The sequence below is a fragment of the Kitasatospora sp. NPDC059648 genome, from assembly GCF_042734825.1.
Taxonomy (GTDB): domain Bacteria; phylum Actinomycetota; class Actinomycetes; order Streptomycetales; family Streptomycetaceae; genus Kitasatospora.
In genome coordinates this window covers 46,617-60,083 of the sequence record NZ_JBHWDU010000049.1, presented here as the reverse complement: position 1 = coordinate 60,083, position 13,467 = coordinate 46,617, and the positions used below count along the sequence as shown (strand labels likewise).

General features: G+C 70.4%; 16 protein-coding genes. 7 read left to right on the top strand and 9 right to left on the bottom strand.

Annotation, left to right across the window (positions count from 1 at the left end):
* Window positions 1–504 precede the first annotated feature (504 nt).
* On the bottom strand, window positions 505–918 hold the full coding sequence (locus ACFV1W_RS25480; protein WP_380419550.1) for a hypothetical protein: 414 nt from the start codon (window positions 916–918) through the stop codon (window positions 505–507).
* A gap of 171 nt (window positions 919–1,089) precedes the next feature.
* Here ACFV1W_RS25480 and ACFV1W_RS25475 point away from each other — a divergent pair, with 171 nt between their 5' ends.
* The 4 genes from ACFV1W_RS25475 to ACFV1W_RS25460 all read left to right on the top strand — a co-directional run bounded on the left by ACFV1W_RS25475 (window position 1,090) and on the right by ACFV1W_RS25460 (window position 3,943).
* Window positions 1,090–1,374, top strand: a complete 285-nt coding sequence (locus ACFV1W_RS25475; protein WP_380419549.1) for a hypothetical protein — start codon at window positions 1,090–1,092, stop codon at window positions 1,372–1,374.
* A gap of 71 nt (window positions 1,375–1,445) precedes the next feature.
* Window positions 1,446–2,024, top strand: a complete 579-nt coding sequence (locus ACFV1W_RS25470) for a hypothetical protein (protein ID WP_380419548.1) — start codon at window positions 1,446–1,448, stop codon at window positions 2,022–2,024.
* A gap of 930 nt (window positions 2,025–2,954) precedes the next feature.
* On the top strand, window positions 2,955–3,641 hold the full coding sequence (locus tag ACFV1W_RS25465; RefSeq protein WP_380419551.1) for a 3'-5' exonuclease: 687 nt from the start codon (window positions 2,955–2,957) through the stop codon (window positions 3,639–3,641).
* 17 nt (window positions 3,642–3,658) lie between these two features.
* Entirely contained in the window at window positions 3,659–3,943 is a 285-nt protein-coding gene (locus ACFV1W_RS25460; RefSeq protein WP_380419547.1) for a hypothetical protein, read from the top strand.
* An 835-nt stretch (window positions 3,944–4,778) separates the two neighbouring features.
* On the opposite strand, the gene ACFV1W_RS25455 is transcribed toward ACFV1W_RS25460, so the two are convergent.
* From ACFV1W_RS25455 to ACFV1W_RS25440, 4 genes are all read right to left on the bottom strand, one after another.
* The gene (locus ACFV1W_RS25455) at window positions 4,779–5,675 is read right to left on the bottom strand and encodes a hypothetical protein (protein ID WP_380419546.1); all 897 of its coding nucleotides are present in this window, start codon (window positions 5,673–5,675) and stop codon (window positions 4,779–4,781) included.
* A gap of 297 nt (window positions 5,676–5,972) precedes the next feature.
* Complete coding sequence (locus tag ACFV1W_RS25450) at window positions 5,973–6,440, bottom strand: hypothetical protein (RefSeq protein WP_380419545.1); 468 nt, start codon at window positions 6,438–6,440, stop codon at window positions 5,973–5,975.
* A gap of 70 nt (window positions 6,441–6,510) precedes the next feature.
* Window positions 6,511–7,629 carry a HesA/MoeB/ThiF family protein gene (locus ACFV1W_RS25445; protein ID WP_380419544.1) on the bottom strand — a complete coding sequence of 373 codons (1,119 nt, stop codon included), beginning with the start codon at window positions 7,627–7,629 and terminating at the stop codon, window positions 6,511–6,513.
* Between the two features lie 81 nt (window positions 7,630–7,710).
* Window positions 7,711–7,836 (bottom strand): hypothetical protein, encoded by a 126-nt coding sequence (locus ACFV1W_RS25440; protein WP_380419543.1) that lies wholly within the window; start codon window positions 7,834–7,836, stop codon window positions 7,711–7,713.
* 185 nt (window positions 7,837–8,021) lie between these two features.
* Here ACFV1W_RS25440 and ACFV1W_RS25435 point away from each other — a divergent pair, with 185 nt between their 5' ends.
* Complete coding sequence (locus ACFV1W_RS25435; RefSeq protein WP_380419542.1) at window positions 8,022–9,329, top strand: M14 family zinc carboxypeptidase; 1,308 nt, start codon at window positions 8,022–8,024, stop codon at window positions 9,327–9,329.
* A 14-nt stretch (window positions 9,330–9,343) separates the two neighbouring features.
* On the opposite strand, the gene ACFV1W_RS25430 is transcribed toward ACFV1W_RS25435, so the two are convergent.
* From ACFV1W_RS25430 to ACFV1W_RS25420, 3 genes are all read right to left on the bottom strand, one after another.
* Window positions 9,344–10,273, bottom strand: a complete 930-nt coding sequence (locus tag ACFV1W_RS25430) for a protein-L-isoaspartate O-methyltransferase (protein ID WP_380419541.1) — start codon at window positions 10,271–10,273, stop codon at window positions 9,344–9,346.
* A gap of 451 nt (window positions 10,274–10,724) precedes the next feature.
* Window positions 10,725–11,123 carry a hypothetical protein gene (locus ACFV1W_RS25425; RefSeq protein ID WP_380419540.1) on the bottom strand — a complete coding sequence of 133 codons (399 nt, stop codon included), beginning with the start codon at window positions 11,121–11,123 and terminating at the stop codon, window positions 10,725–10,727.
* A 158-nt stretch (window positions 11,124–11,281) separates the two neighbouring features.
* Complete coding sequence (locus ACFV1W_RS25420; protein WP_380419539.1) at window positions 11,282–11,647, bottom strand: ATP-binding protein; 366 nt, start codon at window positions 11,645–11,647, stop codon at window positions 11,282–11,284.
* Window positions 11,648–11,908: 261 nt separating this feature from the next.
* Between ACFV1W_RS25420 and ACFV1W_RS25415 the strand changes: the two genes are divergently transcribed.
* A complete protein-coding gene (locus ACFV1W_RS25415) occupies window positions 11,909–12,775 on the top strand; it encodes a helix-turn-helix domain-containing protein (protein WP_380419538.1) in 867 nt (288 codons plus the stop codon).
* Window positions 12,772–12,984, top strand: a complete 213-nt coding sequence (locus ACFV1W_RS25410; protein ID WP_380419537.1) for a DUF397 domain-containing protein — start codon at window positions 12,772–12,774, stop codon at window positions 12,982–12,984. Before ACFV1W_RS25415 ends, ACFV1W_RS25410 begins: the two co-directional genes overlap by 4 nt.
* A gap of 101 nt (window positions 12,985–13,085) precedes the next feature.
* On the opposite strand, the gene ACFV1W_RS25405 is transcribed toward ACFV1W_RS25410, so the two are convergent.
* On the bottom strand, window positions 13,086–13,467 hold a 382-nt coding region (locus tag ACFV1W_RS25405; RefSeq protein ID WP_380419536.1), incomplete at its 5' end, for a hypothetical protein.

Sequence of the window (13,467 nt, the reverse complement as noted above, 5' to 3'; positions counted from 1 at the left end):
GGCGTGTCGTGCGGTATCCCCGGGGGTGTTGGGGGTGTGGGGGCGGGGCCGGGGGGGGGGCCCCGGTCCGGCCGGGGGCCCCTCGGGCCACCGGCAGGACAGGGGCCGGGTGGTCGGTGGGCTCCCCCGTCGCTCGGGCAGGCTCCGCCCGGTCACGGGTTCTCCGGGGGGTCAACCCGGGGCGCTTTTCCCCGGGTTGACCCCCCGGGGGTTCCGTGGTCGCCTCGTGTGCCCGGGTGGCGGGGGAGCCCACCGACCACCCACAGAGCGCAACCCCCAACGGCGGCCAACGGCCCGGCACGGACCCCACCCCCGCGCCCGATCCGGGCTGGGGCTCCCCCGGAGCGACGGCCCCCCGGAGGGCCCCCGGAGGGCACCCGGAGGGCACCCGGCCGCTGGGGGCCGGCTGTTGTTCGGGGGTGCCGGAAGGTTGGTCGCTGTCGGTCGCTGTCCGCGGTGGGGTGGCGTCCGCGGGCGGTTTGCTGGCGGACGCCGGTTTCGGTCTTACCGGTTGATGATGTCTTGGCAGGCCCACCTGTTCTGGGCTCCGTCGATGGTGACGCAGACCGTTTCGGAGCTCATGTTGGCGGACCGGCCGGGGTGCCACTCGGCGACGAGTTCGCCGGCGCCGTTGCGGTGGGCTCGTTGGGTGCCGATGGTTTCATGGTCGCCCTCGCGCAGGTGTGCGGTGGCGCTCTGGAGGTCCTTGGGTGGGTTGGTCCAGGTGGCCACGACGCGGTCCATGTAGATGCTGGAGCCGTGGATCTCGATGCACACTTTGGGGCCGGACCAGTGGTGGGTGCAGGCGTCTGAGCTGCGGGTTTGGGCGGTGGCGGGGGTTGCGGCTGGCAGGGTGAGCAGGGCGAGGGCGGCGCTGGCGGCGGCGGCCCGGCGGGTGGTGGTGAGGGTTCGGTTCACGGGGACTCTTCCGTTGTCGGAGTTGGGACGTTCCGGTGAACCGGGCGGGCGCGCGCGGGGTTACGTGCGGGGGCGCGCGATGGGCATGGTCGCGCCCCTGAGGGCGGCCTGGGGCGGTGGGTTGACGGGTTGCGGGCTGGGTGGGCGGCGGTTTGTGCCAGGCTGGGCGTCGTGGACGAACGGCACTATGTGCGTGCCCTGTTGGGCCGGCTGCAGGATGCGGGCGAGGGGTGGCTGACACCGCCGTCCGGGGGCCTGGTCCTGGCGGAGGTGGTGCCGCTGATGCGGCGGGCCGAGGCGGCGACCACGGGTGCGGCGTCCAGGCTGTGGGGGACCGCGGCCACGATGTCGGCGGCGAAACTGTGGGTCGTGGCCGAGGTGGACTCTGACGGCGAGCTGTGGGACCGGGTCCTCGACCTGGTCCGGCAGGCGTCAGCGTGCCAGCCGGCGGACTGAGCCTCAGGAACAACTGCGGCAGTCGGCCGAGCCTAATGGATCTCCATAGATTTTTCTGAGGAAAGGGAGCAATGGAGAAAAAGAAGATCACCGTGTGCATTACGGCCGCTCAGGCGGGCCGGTTTCTGTTGCGTGAGCGCCAGCATCGGGCGGAGAAGATCGCTTATCGGGAGGAATTGGAGAGGGAGGGGATGAGCCGGCTGGAGGCGCGGTTGGAGGTGGCGCGGGTGCAGGCGGATTGGTGGCCTCCGGTGGAGGGGCTGGTGGCGGCGTCGGTGCGCCGGCGGCTGGCGGAGGAGGACTTGGCGGGGCCGTGGGAGCCGCTCGGGGGGGAGGAGGAATTGGAGATGGAGCTATCGGGTCGGTGGCCGGGTCCGCGCGTCGGGGGTCTGAGGCAGCGTAACTATGCCCTGCCGTCTGACCTGGTGACACAGCTGCGGACGGCCTCGTGGCGCGTGAGTGAGGGACCGTTCCGGGAGCTGGACCGGCTGGGCATCCGTCTGGCGATGTATACGCCAGAGGAGTTGTGGGAGGTCCGCGAGGACCTGGTGGCGCGGCTCTATTCGCCGGCCCGGATCGTGCGGGAGGCCTTGGACCTGTATCCGCGGGGCGCGAGCGGGCCCCGTGAGTCGGCATCGGAGGGATATTAATGGATCTCCATTAAGCTCTCCGGCTTCGCGCGCGTTATTGATAAGGCACGTTTCGGATTCAGGTTCGGTTTTCCTGAATTACTTGCTTTGCGGGCGTTTTGCCGGTATCTGTTGACGGGTTCCGTTTTCCTGGAAAGGAGTGTGGCTGTGGTGTTGGGCGATGGTTTGGTTCCGCGGGGGGAGCCGCGGCGGTGGGACGGCGGGGTGCCGGTGTACGACTCGGGGAAGGCACCGGCGGGGCTGCGGACGAAGACTCAGCTAGCCGAGCGGTACCGGTTGAAGCCGGCGCCGGGTCAGCTGCCGGTGGCGTACGTCATCACGGAGTACTACGCGAGCGGGCGCCGGTACGAGCAACGGGCGTTGTACGACCCGGCGGGAGCGGTGAGGATGCGGCCGCTGCCGTCGAAGTTGAAGCGGGAGATGGAGGCTCGGCGGACGTGTCCGGTGTGTGCGGTGGTGCGGGACTACATCGTGCGGGGCGGCCAGTGCGGGGTGTGCCGGCAGCGGGCGAAGGCGGTGGAGGCACGGCTGCGGATGCGGACCTGCGAGGGGTGCGGGCGGCGGCGCCCGAAGGGACGACCGTTCCCATCGGTGCGGGATCGGCATTGGTCGCGGCGGTTGTGCGCGGAGTGCCGGAGGGCGGCGGCGGTCGCGCGGCGGGAGGCGGACGCCGTGTGGCTGGCGGGGGCGGTGGTCTGCTCGGGGGAGGGGTGCACGGTGCGTGTGGCGACGCTGAAAGAGGCGCGGGCGTGGCGGAAGGCGAACCGGTTCACGGGGGCGTACTGGCGGCCGCGCTGGTGCCCGCCGTGTGCTGAGCGGCGGGAGGCCGAACGGGCCGCTCAGGATGCCGCACTGAGGGCCCAGTGGGCGGAGGAGGAAGCTCGTCGGGAGGAGTGGGAGAAAGAGCGGCTGAGGGCCCGGGCGTTGGAGGTGGAGCGGCTGGAGGCGTGGGCGGCGGAGGCGCTGGCCGATCCGCGTGCTGTCGCCCTGGACTGCGAGACCACGGGACTGGAGTGGGACGCGCGGATCGTGGACCTGGCGGTGGTGTCGGTGGTGGGCCGGGAGACGCTGGTGGACTCGCTAGTGGATCCGGGGGTGCCGATCCCGGTGGAGGCGGAGCGAATCCACGGGATCGGGGACGCGATGGTGGCGGGGCAGCCGGGGTTCGGGAACCTGGTCGGCCGGCTCGGCGAGGTGCTGGCCGGGCGCCGGGTTCTGATCTACAACGCGGCCTTCGATACTGCGAGGCTGCGGCACGAGCTCGGCCTGTACTTCGCCGATCAGGTGGCGCGGGAGGCTGCGGCCGGGGTGTTCGCGGTGGAGGAACCGCCGGAGGGCCTGGGGGAGCGGGTGCGGGTGGAGGCCTCGGCGCGGACGGCGGCATGGATGGGGCGGGCGTCCTGGGAGGACGTGATGATCCCGTTCAGCGACTGGGTGGGCGAGGAGGACGAGTACCACGGTGGTTACCGGTGGCAGCGGTTGGGAGGGGGTCACCGGGCTTTGGGGGACTGTCTCGCCTTGGTGGACCGGCTTGAGGAGATGGGACGCCGGGTCCGGGCGGGTGTGCCGGGGCAGGGTGTGCGGCAGGGCTGCGACTCGGAGGGGGTGGCGGTCTGATGGTCCAGGTTCGCGTCATGGGAGACAGCTCGGAGCGGGTGCACCGGGTGTTGGAGGTGCTGCTGCCGGTGTTGCGGACTCACCCGGACCTGGTGGTGGGGGACACCACGGTGCTGCATCACCGGGGTGGCGGGGCCCGGATCGTCTTTGACCTGTCGCTGGCCGACGGTGAGGCGGCGGCTGGTGACGGTCCGGCGGAGGGGTGGGTACGGGTGGAGCGAGAGGACCGGCCGCGGCGGGCGGGGACGCGCTCACGGCTGGGGGCGGGTCGGCGCGCGCTGCCGCCGGGCAGCTCACGGTGACGGGTTCGGGTGCCCCGGCGGGACGGCCGGCTGCCGGGTGTCCTCGGTGTGGCGGGCCGGTGCTGTTGCCGGGGCGCCTGCCACGGTTCGTCGGCCGGGGGCCGGACCTGACGGTGGTGTGCGCGGACTGCTGTACGGACGGGACGGTTCGCCGGGTCCTCGGCCTGGAGGAGCCGGACCGCTCGGAGTGGCCGCTGCGGTCGTTGTTGTCCTGGCCGGCGTCGGTGGAAGGCCTGGCGGTCCTCGACCTGGCGGACGGGGAGGGCCGAGTAGTGCGGGTGGAGTTGTCGGACTGGCATCTGCGCGGGGAGGCCTGGGGCCGGGAGGATCCGGAAGGGCTGCGGGTGGAGCTGCATGGCGCGGTGCGTGCGGGGACGGTCCGGCCGCCTGAGGGTCTGGTGTATCTGGTGGCGGCGTCGCTGGCGGGGGTGCCGGGGTCGTTGTGCTGTCCGGTGGTCGCGACGGCGGCTTTGTTGTTCGACTGCTGGGGGTTGCGAGATTTGCGGCTGAGTTGGGTGTGGCAGCCGCCGGCCGGGCCCGGTCGGGTGGGGCACGATCCGGGGTGCCGGTACTGCGCGCATGGTCCGGACTGTGTGCGGTGTCCGCCGGTGGCGGGGCGGTCGGGGGTGTGCCGGGACTGCCGGGAGCGGATGCTGCTGGCGGAGGTCCGGGCGGATCCGCTGTACGGCTACGGCGGCCGGTGGTGAGCCGGTGGCGGCCGCGGGCGGTCGGATCGCTCCCGGCGGCGGGCGGGCCTGCGTTGGTGGTGGTCGCCTACCTGGAGGCGTGATCTACGCCGACGGTGGCCGCCGGCGTAGATGTGCCGCCACCGTGGCTAGCGGTCGTCGTCGCCGGGGACCTCGTTCTCGGCGAGCTTCTGGGATGCCTCGGTGATGGTGTCGGTAAGCCAGTCGGTCAGGCCGGCGATGGCGCCGAGGATGGCCCGCTCGGACGACTCTGCCGCCAGGCAGGCCGTCCATGCGGCCGGGTCGCCGATGCCCGCCCGGATAGCCGTTTGCAGGCGGCTGCGCAGTTTCGTGGGCGGAATGGCCTCGATCTCGACCGCGAGCCGCGGGTCAATCCCAAACCGCTCGCACTCGACGGCGTACGCCTTCCAGTTGGGATCACGGGTGTTCGCGGCATGCGCGACCAGATCAAGATCCGGGTCCAGCACATCGTCCGCGGTCACCGCGATACGCCGCAGCACCACGTCCACCCCGCCGTCCGTGTAGCGGTTCAGGCGCTCCAACAGGCTGCGGGGGATCGCCCTCCCGGTCGGGTCGAAATCACCGCAGTAGAGGATCTGTACCGGCCGCCGGTCCGCTAGGTACTCCTGCGCCGAGGAGTGGGCGAAGTCCTTCGACGCCTGCCCGCGACAGGAGAAGAGGCCAACGCCGAACTTCTCGGTCACGGGGTGGATGATGCCCGACACCGAATCGGACTCCGCCCACACCTCCACCCGCTCGGGCTGTTGCTCCCACACGTTGCGCCGGTACAGCTTGGCCGTCCGTTCCAGCGCCTCGCCGTGCGAGCCCCACATGGTCGGCTTGCGCACCCACCGGGTTGAGTCGGTGATCCATCCGAACGGGATCGTCCCGTCCTCGCGCATCTCGCCCAAGTAGCGCACGACCAGCTTGTACGACGTCCGGGAACTGCCGGTGTCCTTGGGCCACAGCACGCCACACCCGAGGTAGTAGACCTGGCGGACGCTGCACGGCTGGTTCTGCTCCACGATGGCCCGGAGCTGTTGGCGTAGGCGTGCGGCCTGCTCCTTCGTCCGACGCTGCCGGGGTGCGCGTCCGTTTACGGCCCTAGGGCCGTAAACCGTCTCCGTGGCCATCCTGCTGCCTTCTTTCTTTCCCGGCTCCGTCTTCGAGCCTAGGCCGTAGCTGTAGCAGGCTCGGCCGACAGCTGTCCCCCGTTCGGGTGACGGAAGCGACGGCCACGGGCCGGTCTGCCAGAGCCTCGGCACACACACGGCGGGCCGGCCCCACCATCGGGGCCGGCCCGCCGTTCGCGTCCGGGGGGCTTAGCTGGCGGCCGACTCCTCGTTGTCGGCGCTGCTGACCACGACGTGGGCCATCGGTCCGGCGGCGTGGTGGGTGTCGCCGGTGTACTCGCCGGTCTCCGGGTCCGGGTACGACACCGCCAGCGTCAGCAGGAACTCGTCCACGCCCATGCGGTGCCCTGGCACACGCGCCCAACTGAGGCTGTGCACCTCGGCCTCGGGAGCGTGCAGAGCCCAGTCCGCGGCGGCCTTCAAGGCCTTCGCCGCCGTCGACCCGGCGCACACCACGGCCGTATAGGCGACCACGGCCACGTCGGCCTCGTCGTCCTGCAGGCGGCCGCGCCGCTGCATGGCTCGGAGCGTGCTGGCCGCCTGGGTGACGTCGTTCTGCAGGGCCAGAGCGGCCGGGTGTGGAGCTGCCTGGGCGCCGGTCAGGGCAGGGATTGCCACGGTCCGCGCCAGGGCGGAGGCGGGGGTGATGTCGCTCAATTTGCACTCTCCTGGTGCTGGTTAGGTCATCTGGTGGGGCCGTTACGGCTCTCGCTGTGGCCGCCGCTCCTCACGGGGTCCTGACCTGCGTGCCGCAAGAGGGGCAGTGGGGGTTGCGCGGGTGGGTGATGGGGGCGAGTGGGCGGCCGGCGGGGGCGATGAGGCTGTGCCGGTAGACGGTGGCGGGCGCGAACTCACGGGTGCCGGTGAGGTGCGTGATTGCGGCGTGTGCAGCGTAGGTCCCGGCAAGGCTTGCGGTGACCGAGGTGACGGGGTGACCGAGGGTCCGGGGCAGGGCCGCGGGCGGGACATCGGCATGGAAGCCAGGCAGCCCGTGGGCGATGGCGTCGGCGTGACGCAGACACTCCCAGCACGGGGCGCCGCTGCCGGGCACGTACAGGGTGGTGCTGATGACTGGGCCGTGGTAGCCGGGGTCAATCCAGGGACGGGAGGTGGACAGGCTGGCGCGGTTGGCGTCCAGCCGCAGGCCTGCGGGCTCGTCGGCGGCCAGGATGAGCAGGTCACAGACGATCATCAGGCCCACGAACTCAGCCTGATGGGTGACTTGGTTGGGATAGGTGAGGATGTCGAGGTCGTGGCGTTCCGTGAGCCGGTCGCGTGCCGCGTGGACCTTGTAGCGGCCGATGTCGGCCTTGGTGTAGAGGGGCTGGCGGCTGAGGTTGGACTCTTCCAGCTGGTCGGGGTCGGCCAGGATCAGGCTGCCGATTCCGGCGGCGGCCAGCACTGCCGCGGCCTGCATGCCGGTTCCGCCGACGCCGACGACAGCAACGGTGGCCCTGCCGAGCATCTGTTGGATGTCCCATCCGGTGCGGCTGGGCTGGCGGTCGATCATCTCCCAGTACTCGACGGTACGGGGATGACGCCGGACAGCGGAGGGAGCCACGTCCGGAGGGGGTGCGGTGGGGGGCGCGTCCTGGAGGTGGCCGGCCCTGGCCAGGTCGGCGACAAGTGCCGTGACCGCGACCGCGGGGACGTTCGGGTGCTCGGTCGCCATCACCTGTTGGACCTCGGCCAGAGTGCGGGTGCCGTCCAGGAACTGGAGGAGAGACCAGCGCCAGCCGTCGGGGTCGGGCAGGATGCTCGCGAGGCCAGGGAGCGCACCGATCTGGATGCAGCCGTCCGGCCGGATGGTGGGCTGATGTTCTCGGCGCAAACGGGGGTGGTTCACCGGGTTCCTCCGGTCGGGGGCGGGCGGGGACGGGACGGGCCCGGCCTGTGGCCGGGCCCGTCGTGGGGTCGTGCTGGTGCGCTACTGGCCGGAGACGGTGAGGCCCAGCAGCTCGCCGTCAGTGGCCGGCCGCAGCCCGGTCTCGTCCTGCTCGGTCTCCTCCGGGTCGATGGCCGCAGTGGTGGCGTGGTTCTGGATGGCGTCCATGGACGTCCTCCTGTCTCTCTGATTGGGGTGGTGGCGGATTCGCCGGAATCTATGGAAGCATTCACCCACTCCCCGGCGGAAGGGGTTTTCGAGGATTTCTCGAATGATTTTCCGCAGCCATTTTCGGGCAGCACTTTATTCCGGGCCGGAGTATTTCCGGCCCGGTTTTGAGAGGGGCGTTTTCGGTGGCTGGTGTCCTTTCGGATCTGGATGAGCGGCTGTCCGGCTATGCGGAGCTGGTGCCGGGCGGGGAGCTGGTGCCCTCGGTGGAGGATCTGGCGGAGTGGCTGGGTGGGCTGGCGCGGCGGGAACCGGGGCTGTGCCGGCTGCGGCGGATCGGCACGTCACGCGGGGGGCGGGCGCTTCAGGTGCTGTCGGTCGGGGTGGGCGGGCGGTCCGTGCTGGTGGTCGGCGGCCCGCATCCGAACGAGCCGGTGGGGTATGCGACGGTGAGGTTCTTGGCGGAGCTGGTGGTGGAACGGCCGGAACTGCGTGATGGTGTTTCGTGGCATTTCCTGCCGTGTGTGGACCCGGACGGCGCGGCCCTGAATGCGGATTGGACGAGCGGCCCGCTGGATCTGGTCAACCAGCACCGCTATTTCTACCGTCCGGCGTTGGCGGAACAGCCGGAATGGACCTTCCCTATTCCGTTCGGGGGCGGGGTCCACCGTTTCGGGCTGCCGGAGAATGAGGCGTTGGCCGATCTGGTGGACGAGCTGGTGCCCGCCGTCGTCGTCAGCCTGCACAACGCGGAGTTCGGCGCCCCCTTCTTTGTGGCGAGCCACGCCGTGCCGGGTCTGGCCGGGCAGTTGGCGGCCGTCGCGGCACGGCACGGCCTGCCGGTCGCCGAGGCAGCACCGTCCGATGTCGTCGGGTGGCCTGTGCTCGGTCCCGGCGTGTTCCAAATGCCGCCGGTGGAGGACCTGGTGATCCGTGACCATGAACAGGAGACGCCCGCGTACGGCGCGCACCTGACCCATCACGCGGCCAAGTACGGCACGCTGACCGTTCTCCCGGAGGTGCCCCGCTGGCGGGCCGGGAGGGTCTTCGGGGACTCTGCTCCGGTCGCTCTCGCCACTCTGGCCGAGGCACTGACGGGGGAGATCGCTGAGGTGCGGCGGCTGATGGGGGACGCGGGCCCCTTGGACGACGTCTTCGGACGGGCGGCCGCCGACACCGCCGCAATCGCCGACACCGTCGCCCGCTCCTGGCACCAGCGCGCCGGCGACTTCGGCGCGGTGCCTGCTGCCGAACTCGCCGAGGCGCATTACTCCCGCGTCATGCTGACCCTGCGCTGTGCCGGGATGGCGTTGCGCTCCGCGCTGGAGGCGCCCAGCCGGATCGACGCGAGCGTGTGCACGCGCCTGCACAGGTTGCTGGCTGAGCGGGCCCGGCGGTGCGGGCAAGGGCTGAACATCGCGCCGTTGGAGCTGCGGCGTCTGGTAGCGGTGCAGGCCTGCGCGGCATTGGCGGCCGTCGACCTCACCCGTTAGGTGCTGGCGGGTGTTCACCGGGGCAGGTTGACCGGCCTGGCGGTCGTCCAGCCGGCGGCCACGAACAGCTCGTCCGGGCCGGCCGTCGGCGGGCGGTCGACCCGACACGTCATCTCGTCGGCCTCAGGCTGGCGCTGGATCAGCCAGCGTCGAACGTAGTCGCTGACGATGTCGGTCAACGTGATCGTCACCGGCTCGGCGTCGCTCATCCAGATGCCATCGGGGCGCACGTACACCGCGCTGGTGCCGACGACCAGCGCGCACCCCGGTTCCGGTCCTGCGATGTCGAGCCCAGCGACGGTGAACCGGTCGTCCTGGCCAGCCAGCCACGCCCACAGGTCCACGTACCGCTCCGGCTTGAACCGGGGCGACAGCGGCCCCAGCCACAGTGGCGCCGTCGTCGCGGCCGGTGGCTCGGCCGGTTCGGCGGGGGCCGGTCGCGTCACGTACAACTGACCGTCGGCGGGGGGCGGCCCCGCGTCTGACGGGTCCACGGCCAGCACGCGCCCGTACAGCAGACCATCGCGTGCGTGCGGGCCGACCAGCACCCACGGGTGCAGGCCTCCGAGGGCGATGGGCGCGACGACCACCCCGCCGGGCGCGAGCTGGTCCAGCCATCTCGGGGAGATGCCACGGACGCCTGCGGTCACCACCACGAGATCGTAGGGGGCGGCGTCGGGCCGCCCCTCGAACAGGTCGCCCACCTGGGCGTCGACCGCGTCGGCCGAGCGGCCGCGCGGGCCGAGCGAGGCCCGGACGGCCTCGACGTCGGCGAGCGTGCTGTGGACGCTGACCACCCGGCGGGCCCGCTGGGCGAGCTGAACCGCGGCGGTCCCGGGACCGATCTGCAGCACCCGGTCCCCGGGCCGGACCACGGCCGCCAGGAATTCGGGGAGTCCGGCCGCCTCCTCGGTGGGCGTCGGGCTTCCGTGCGGGATCGTCATGGGGAGGCCTCTCCGTGCTGCGGGGCGAAATCGGCTGCAGGGTGCGGGCATTGGGGGCCAACGACGGTCGCAGGGACCACGGCAACCGTGATCGTGTCCCCGTTCCGAAGTGACCAACTGCGCTGGTAGGAAAGCCTGTTGGAGAGGCAGGCCAGAGCGGCGTACAGCTCCTCCCTGTCGTCGGCCCACCTCTGGACGGCGGCCCGGCTGCGGAGCGCCATCACCACGCCGTAGGCCTGCGTTACGCGCCGCATTGCCCGCATGGCCTGTCCGGGGGTCCTCACCGGGGGGCACTGCTCGGTCTCGACCACGCGCCCGTCTGGGCCTCGCTGCCGGGTGAATCGGAGTTCGATGCCGCCGGGCACGGCCGGCGGGTATAGCGTCCGCTGGAACTCCAGCGGCCACGGCGCCGGGCAGGTGTCCGGGAGCGGGGCGGTCAGGGTGGCGGGGCTCATCTCCGTACCTCCACGGTGACCTCGCCGCGGGGTTGCCAGAGCCGCACGCTGAGCCGGTGTTCGGCGCCGACGCCGGTCACCGTCAGGGTGTAGGGCTCATGAACGGCGAGCAAGCGGCGGACGTGCTCCTGCTCGCCCTCGTCGGCGAGCCAGGCCAGGACCGGCGCGGCCAGCACTGGCGGCAGCTCGTCCGCCAGCTGCTGAGCCTGGAGCTGCAGCCACCACGCCGCGAGCCAATCGGTCTGCGCCCGGGTGCGGATTAACAGCGTCGGGGTGGGACGGGAATTGGGCCGCTTGTCGGCAGCGCACTCGTACGGGCCGTCCACCACCGTGCGCGGCCTCGGCGGCGGGGCCGGCCGGGAGGCCGGAGGGAGCGGGTGTAACAGCTGCAGCATGAGGGCTCCTCGCTGGGGGCTCCTGGTGGTTGGTCGGGGCAGCCGCCCCCGCCGCGGTGTTGTGGACACAGAGCGGTCGGGGGCGGCCTCGGCACGCGGGGATGCGTGCCGCTGAGCCGCCCGGGGTCTGGTGGGATGGACCACGCCGGGGCGGCGGTCTAGGAGGCCGGCGGCCCTTCCGCCGCCGACACCGGAGAAACGTCGATCTCGAACCACACGGCTTTGCCGATTACGCGCTCATCGACGCCCCACCGGCTCGCCAGGCGCTCAACGATCGTCAGTCCGCGGCCGTCTTCGGCCTCTCCGTCGACTGATCGTTGGCAGGGGAGCGCGTCGCCTTGGTCACGGACTTCGACCCGCAGGCGGGCAGTGTCCAAGCGGTACAACACGGTCACCTGGCGCCCGGCGCCGTGTCGGACGGCGTTAGTCAGCACTTCGGAGAGGATCAACTGCACATCGTCCGCCCGCGACTGAAGCTCCCACTCCTTCGCGAGCTCCGCCGCGCGAGAACGGGCGGCCTTCACTGCCGATGGGTGGCGCTGGTACCTGACCTGACTCTCACGTACTCCCGACATAGGTCCCCTCCGACGGGCAACCGGGGCTGACGCGCAATCAAGATCCACTAGGCGTGATGGATCAATCACAGCACGTGGCGACGGTGGATACTCTGCACTACCGACCCGCTAAAGTGCAAGGTCCGCACTTTAGGGAGTACGTACGTTCGTTGTGCGCTCCGACAAGAGCGGGCAGACTGGCCCGTACCGGCCCAAGGGGAGGCTCACGAAGTGCCGATCAACACCAGCCCAACGATCCGACAGCGACAGCTCGCCCGAATTCTGAGGGATCTCCGGGTTGATGCCGGTTTGAAGCATGCTGACGCCGTGGCCGCCCTGAACTGTGCGGAATCCAAAATGACGCGCTTGGAAAACGCACAATCCGGAATTCGGTTGCCGGACTTGCGGGCTCTGCTCGATCTCTATGGCGTCACCGATCCGACCACCAGGGCCCAGCTGGAGGCGCTGGCCAAGAGCGCCAACCAAAAGGGTTGGTGGAGTCGATACTCCGATGCCATCGCTTCCGCATACGCCGCGTATGTGACGGTGGAGTGGGACGCCTCGGAAATCTACAACGTAGAGACTCACCTAGTGCCGGGACTTCTCCAGATCCCTGACTACACCCGGGCGCTGATCCGCCTTCAAGCCCCGGACGCCTCAGACGAGGCAGTGGAAACTCAGGTCAGCGTTCGCGCTGAGCGACGAAAGGTGCTCGCCCGCGCCAACCCCTTGCAATTGTGGGTCGTACTCTCCGAATCCATCCTGTACACGCAGGTAGGAGGGCCAGAGATAATGGAGAACCAGCTGCGGTTCCTCCTCAACGCGAGCGATGAACCTAACATTGAGCTGCAGGTTCTTCCACGGGCCGATCCCATGAACTCTTGCTTGTACGGCCCGTTCGTCATCATGAGTTTCCCTGGTCAGTATGAGTCTGATGTTGTCTACACGGACTCGCCCACCAGCACGGTTTACTACGAAGAAAGCCACGACGTAGAGACCTACACCACGCTGTTTCGGCGTCTAAACTCGGCAGCGTCCAGCGTCAACGATTCCCGCAATTTGATTCGCACGGCATTGACAGAAATGGCACGAAAGTGACGCACATCGAATCTGGTTCCGCCGCCGATCTCACATGGAGGAAGTCCAGCTATTCGGGGAACAACAACAACTGCGTGGAAATCGCAGAACTGCCGGGCTACGTAGCGGTTCGAGACTCAAAAGACCCCGACGGCCCCGCATTGGTCTTTCCCCGGTCGGCGTGGAACCTGTTCGCGCTGAGCGCCGGTAACGGTGAATTCCCGGCCTGAGGTCTAGGACGAAAACGGGAACTTCGGTCGTACGTAGGTGAGTTGCTAGCTGAATAGACAGGAAGCGCCGACCCGGACAGGTCGGCCCTTCCGTATCGCTACTACCGGCGACGCGCGCGCGGGGTCCGCTTCGGCTGGCTCCGCTTGGTCTTGGTGGCAGTAGGCATGGTCAGGCCGCTGGTCGCCTCGGCAGCCACCATGCCGTTCTCCTGCTGTGCCTGCTCGGCGGCGGCCTGCTGCTCGGCGACGGTGGCGGCTGACTCCTCACCGACCCGGGCGAGTTCGGCCCGGTGTGCCTGGGCCTGGTCCTCCAGCTCCCGGCGGAGCTCGGCGAGCTCCTGCTGTGCCTGCTCGGCGGCGGCCTGCTGCTCGGCGACGGTGGCGGCTGACTCCTCACCGACCCGGGCGAGTTCGGCCCGGTGTGCCTGGGCCTGGTCCTCCAGCTCCCGGCGGAGCTCGGCGAGCTCCTGCTGTGCCTGCTCC

Coding starts and splice junctions, on each gene's coding strand:
- ACFV1W_RS25440 (WP_380419543.1), bottom strand. CDS start 7,836: ATGGACGCCATCCAGAACCACGCCACCACTGCGGCCATCGACCCGGAG.
- ACFV1W_RS25460 (WP_380419547.1), top strand. CDS start 3,659: ATGGGAGACAGCTCGGAGCGGGTGCACCGGGTGTTGGAGGTGCTGCTG.
- ACFV1W_RS25425 (WP_380419540.1), bottom strand. CDS start 11,123: ATGCTGCAGCTGTTACACCCGCTCCCTCCGGCCTCCCGGCCGGCCCCG.
- ACFV1W_RS25470 (WP_380419548.1), top strand. CDS start 1,446: ATGGAGAAAAAGAAGATCACCGTGTGCATTACGGCCGCTCAGGCGGGC.
- ACFV1W_RS25430 (WP_380419541.1), bottom strand. CDS start 10,273: ATGACGATCCCGCACGGAAGCCCGACGCCCACCGAGGAGGCGGCCGGA.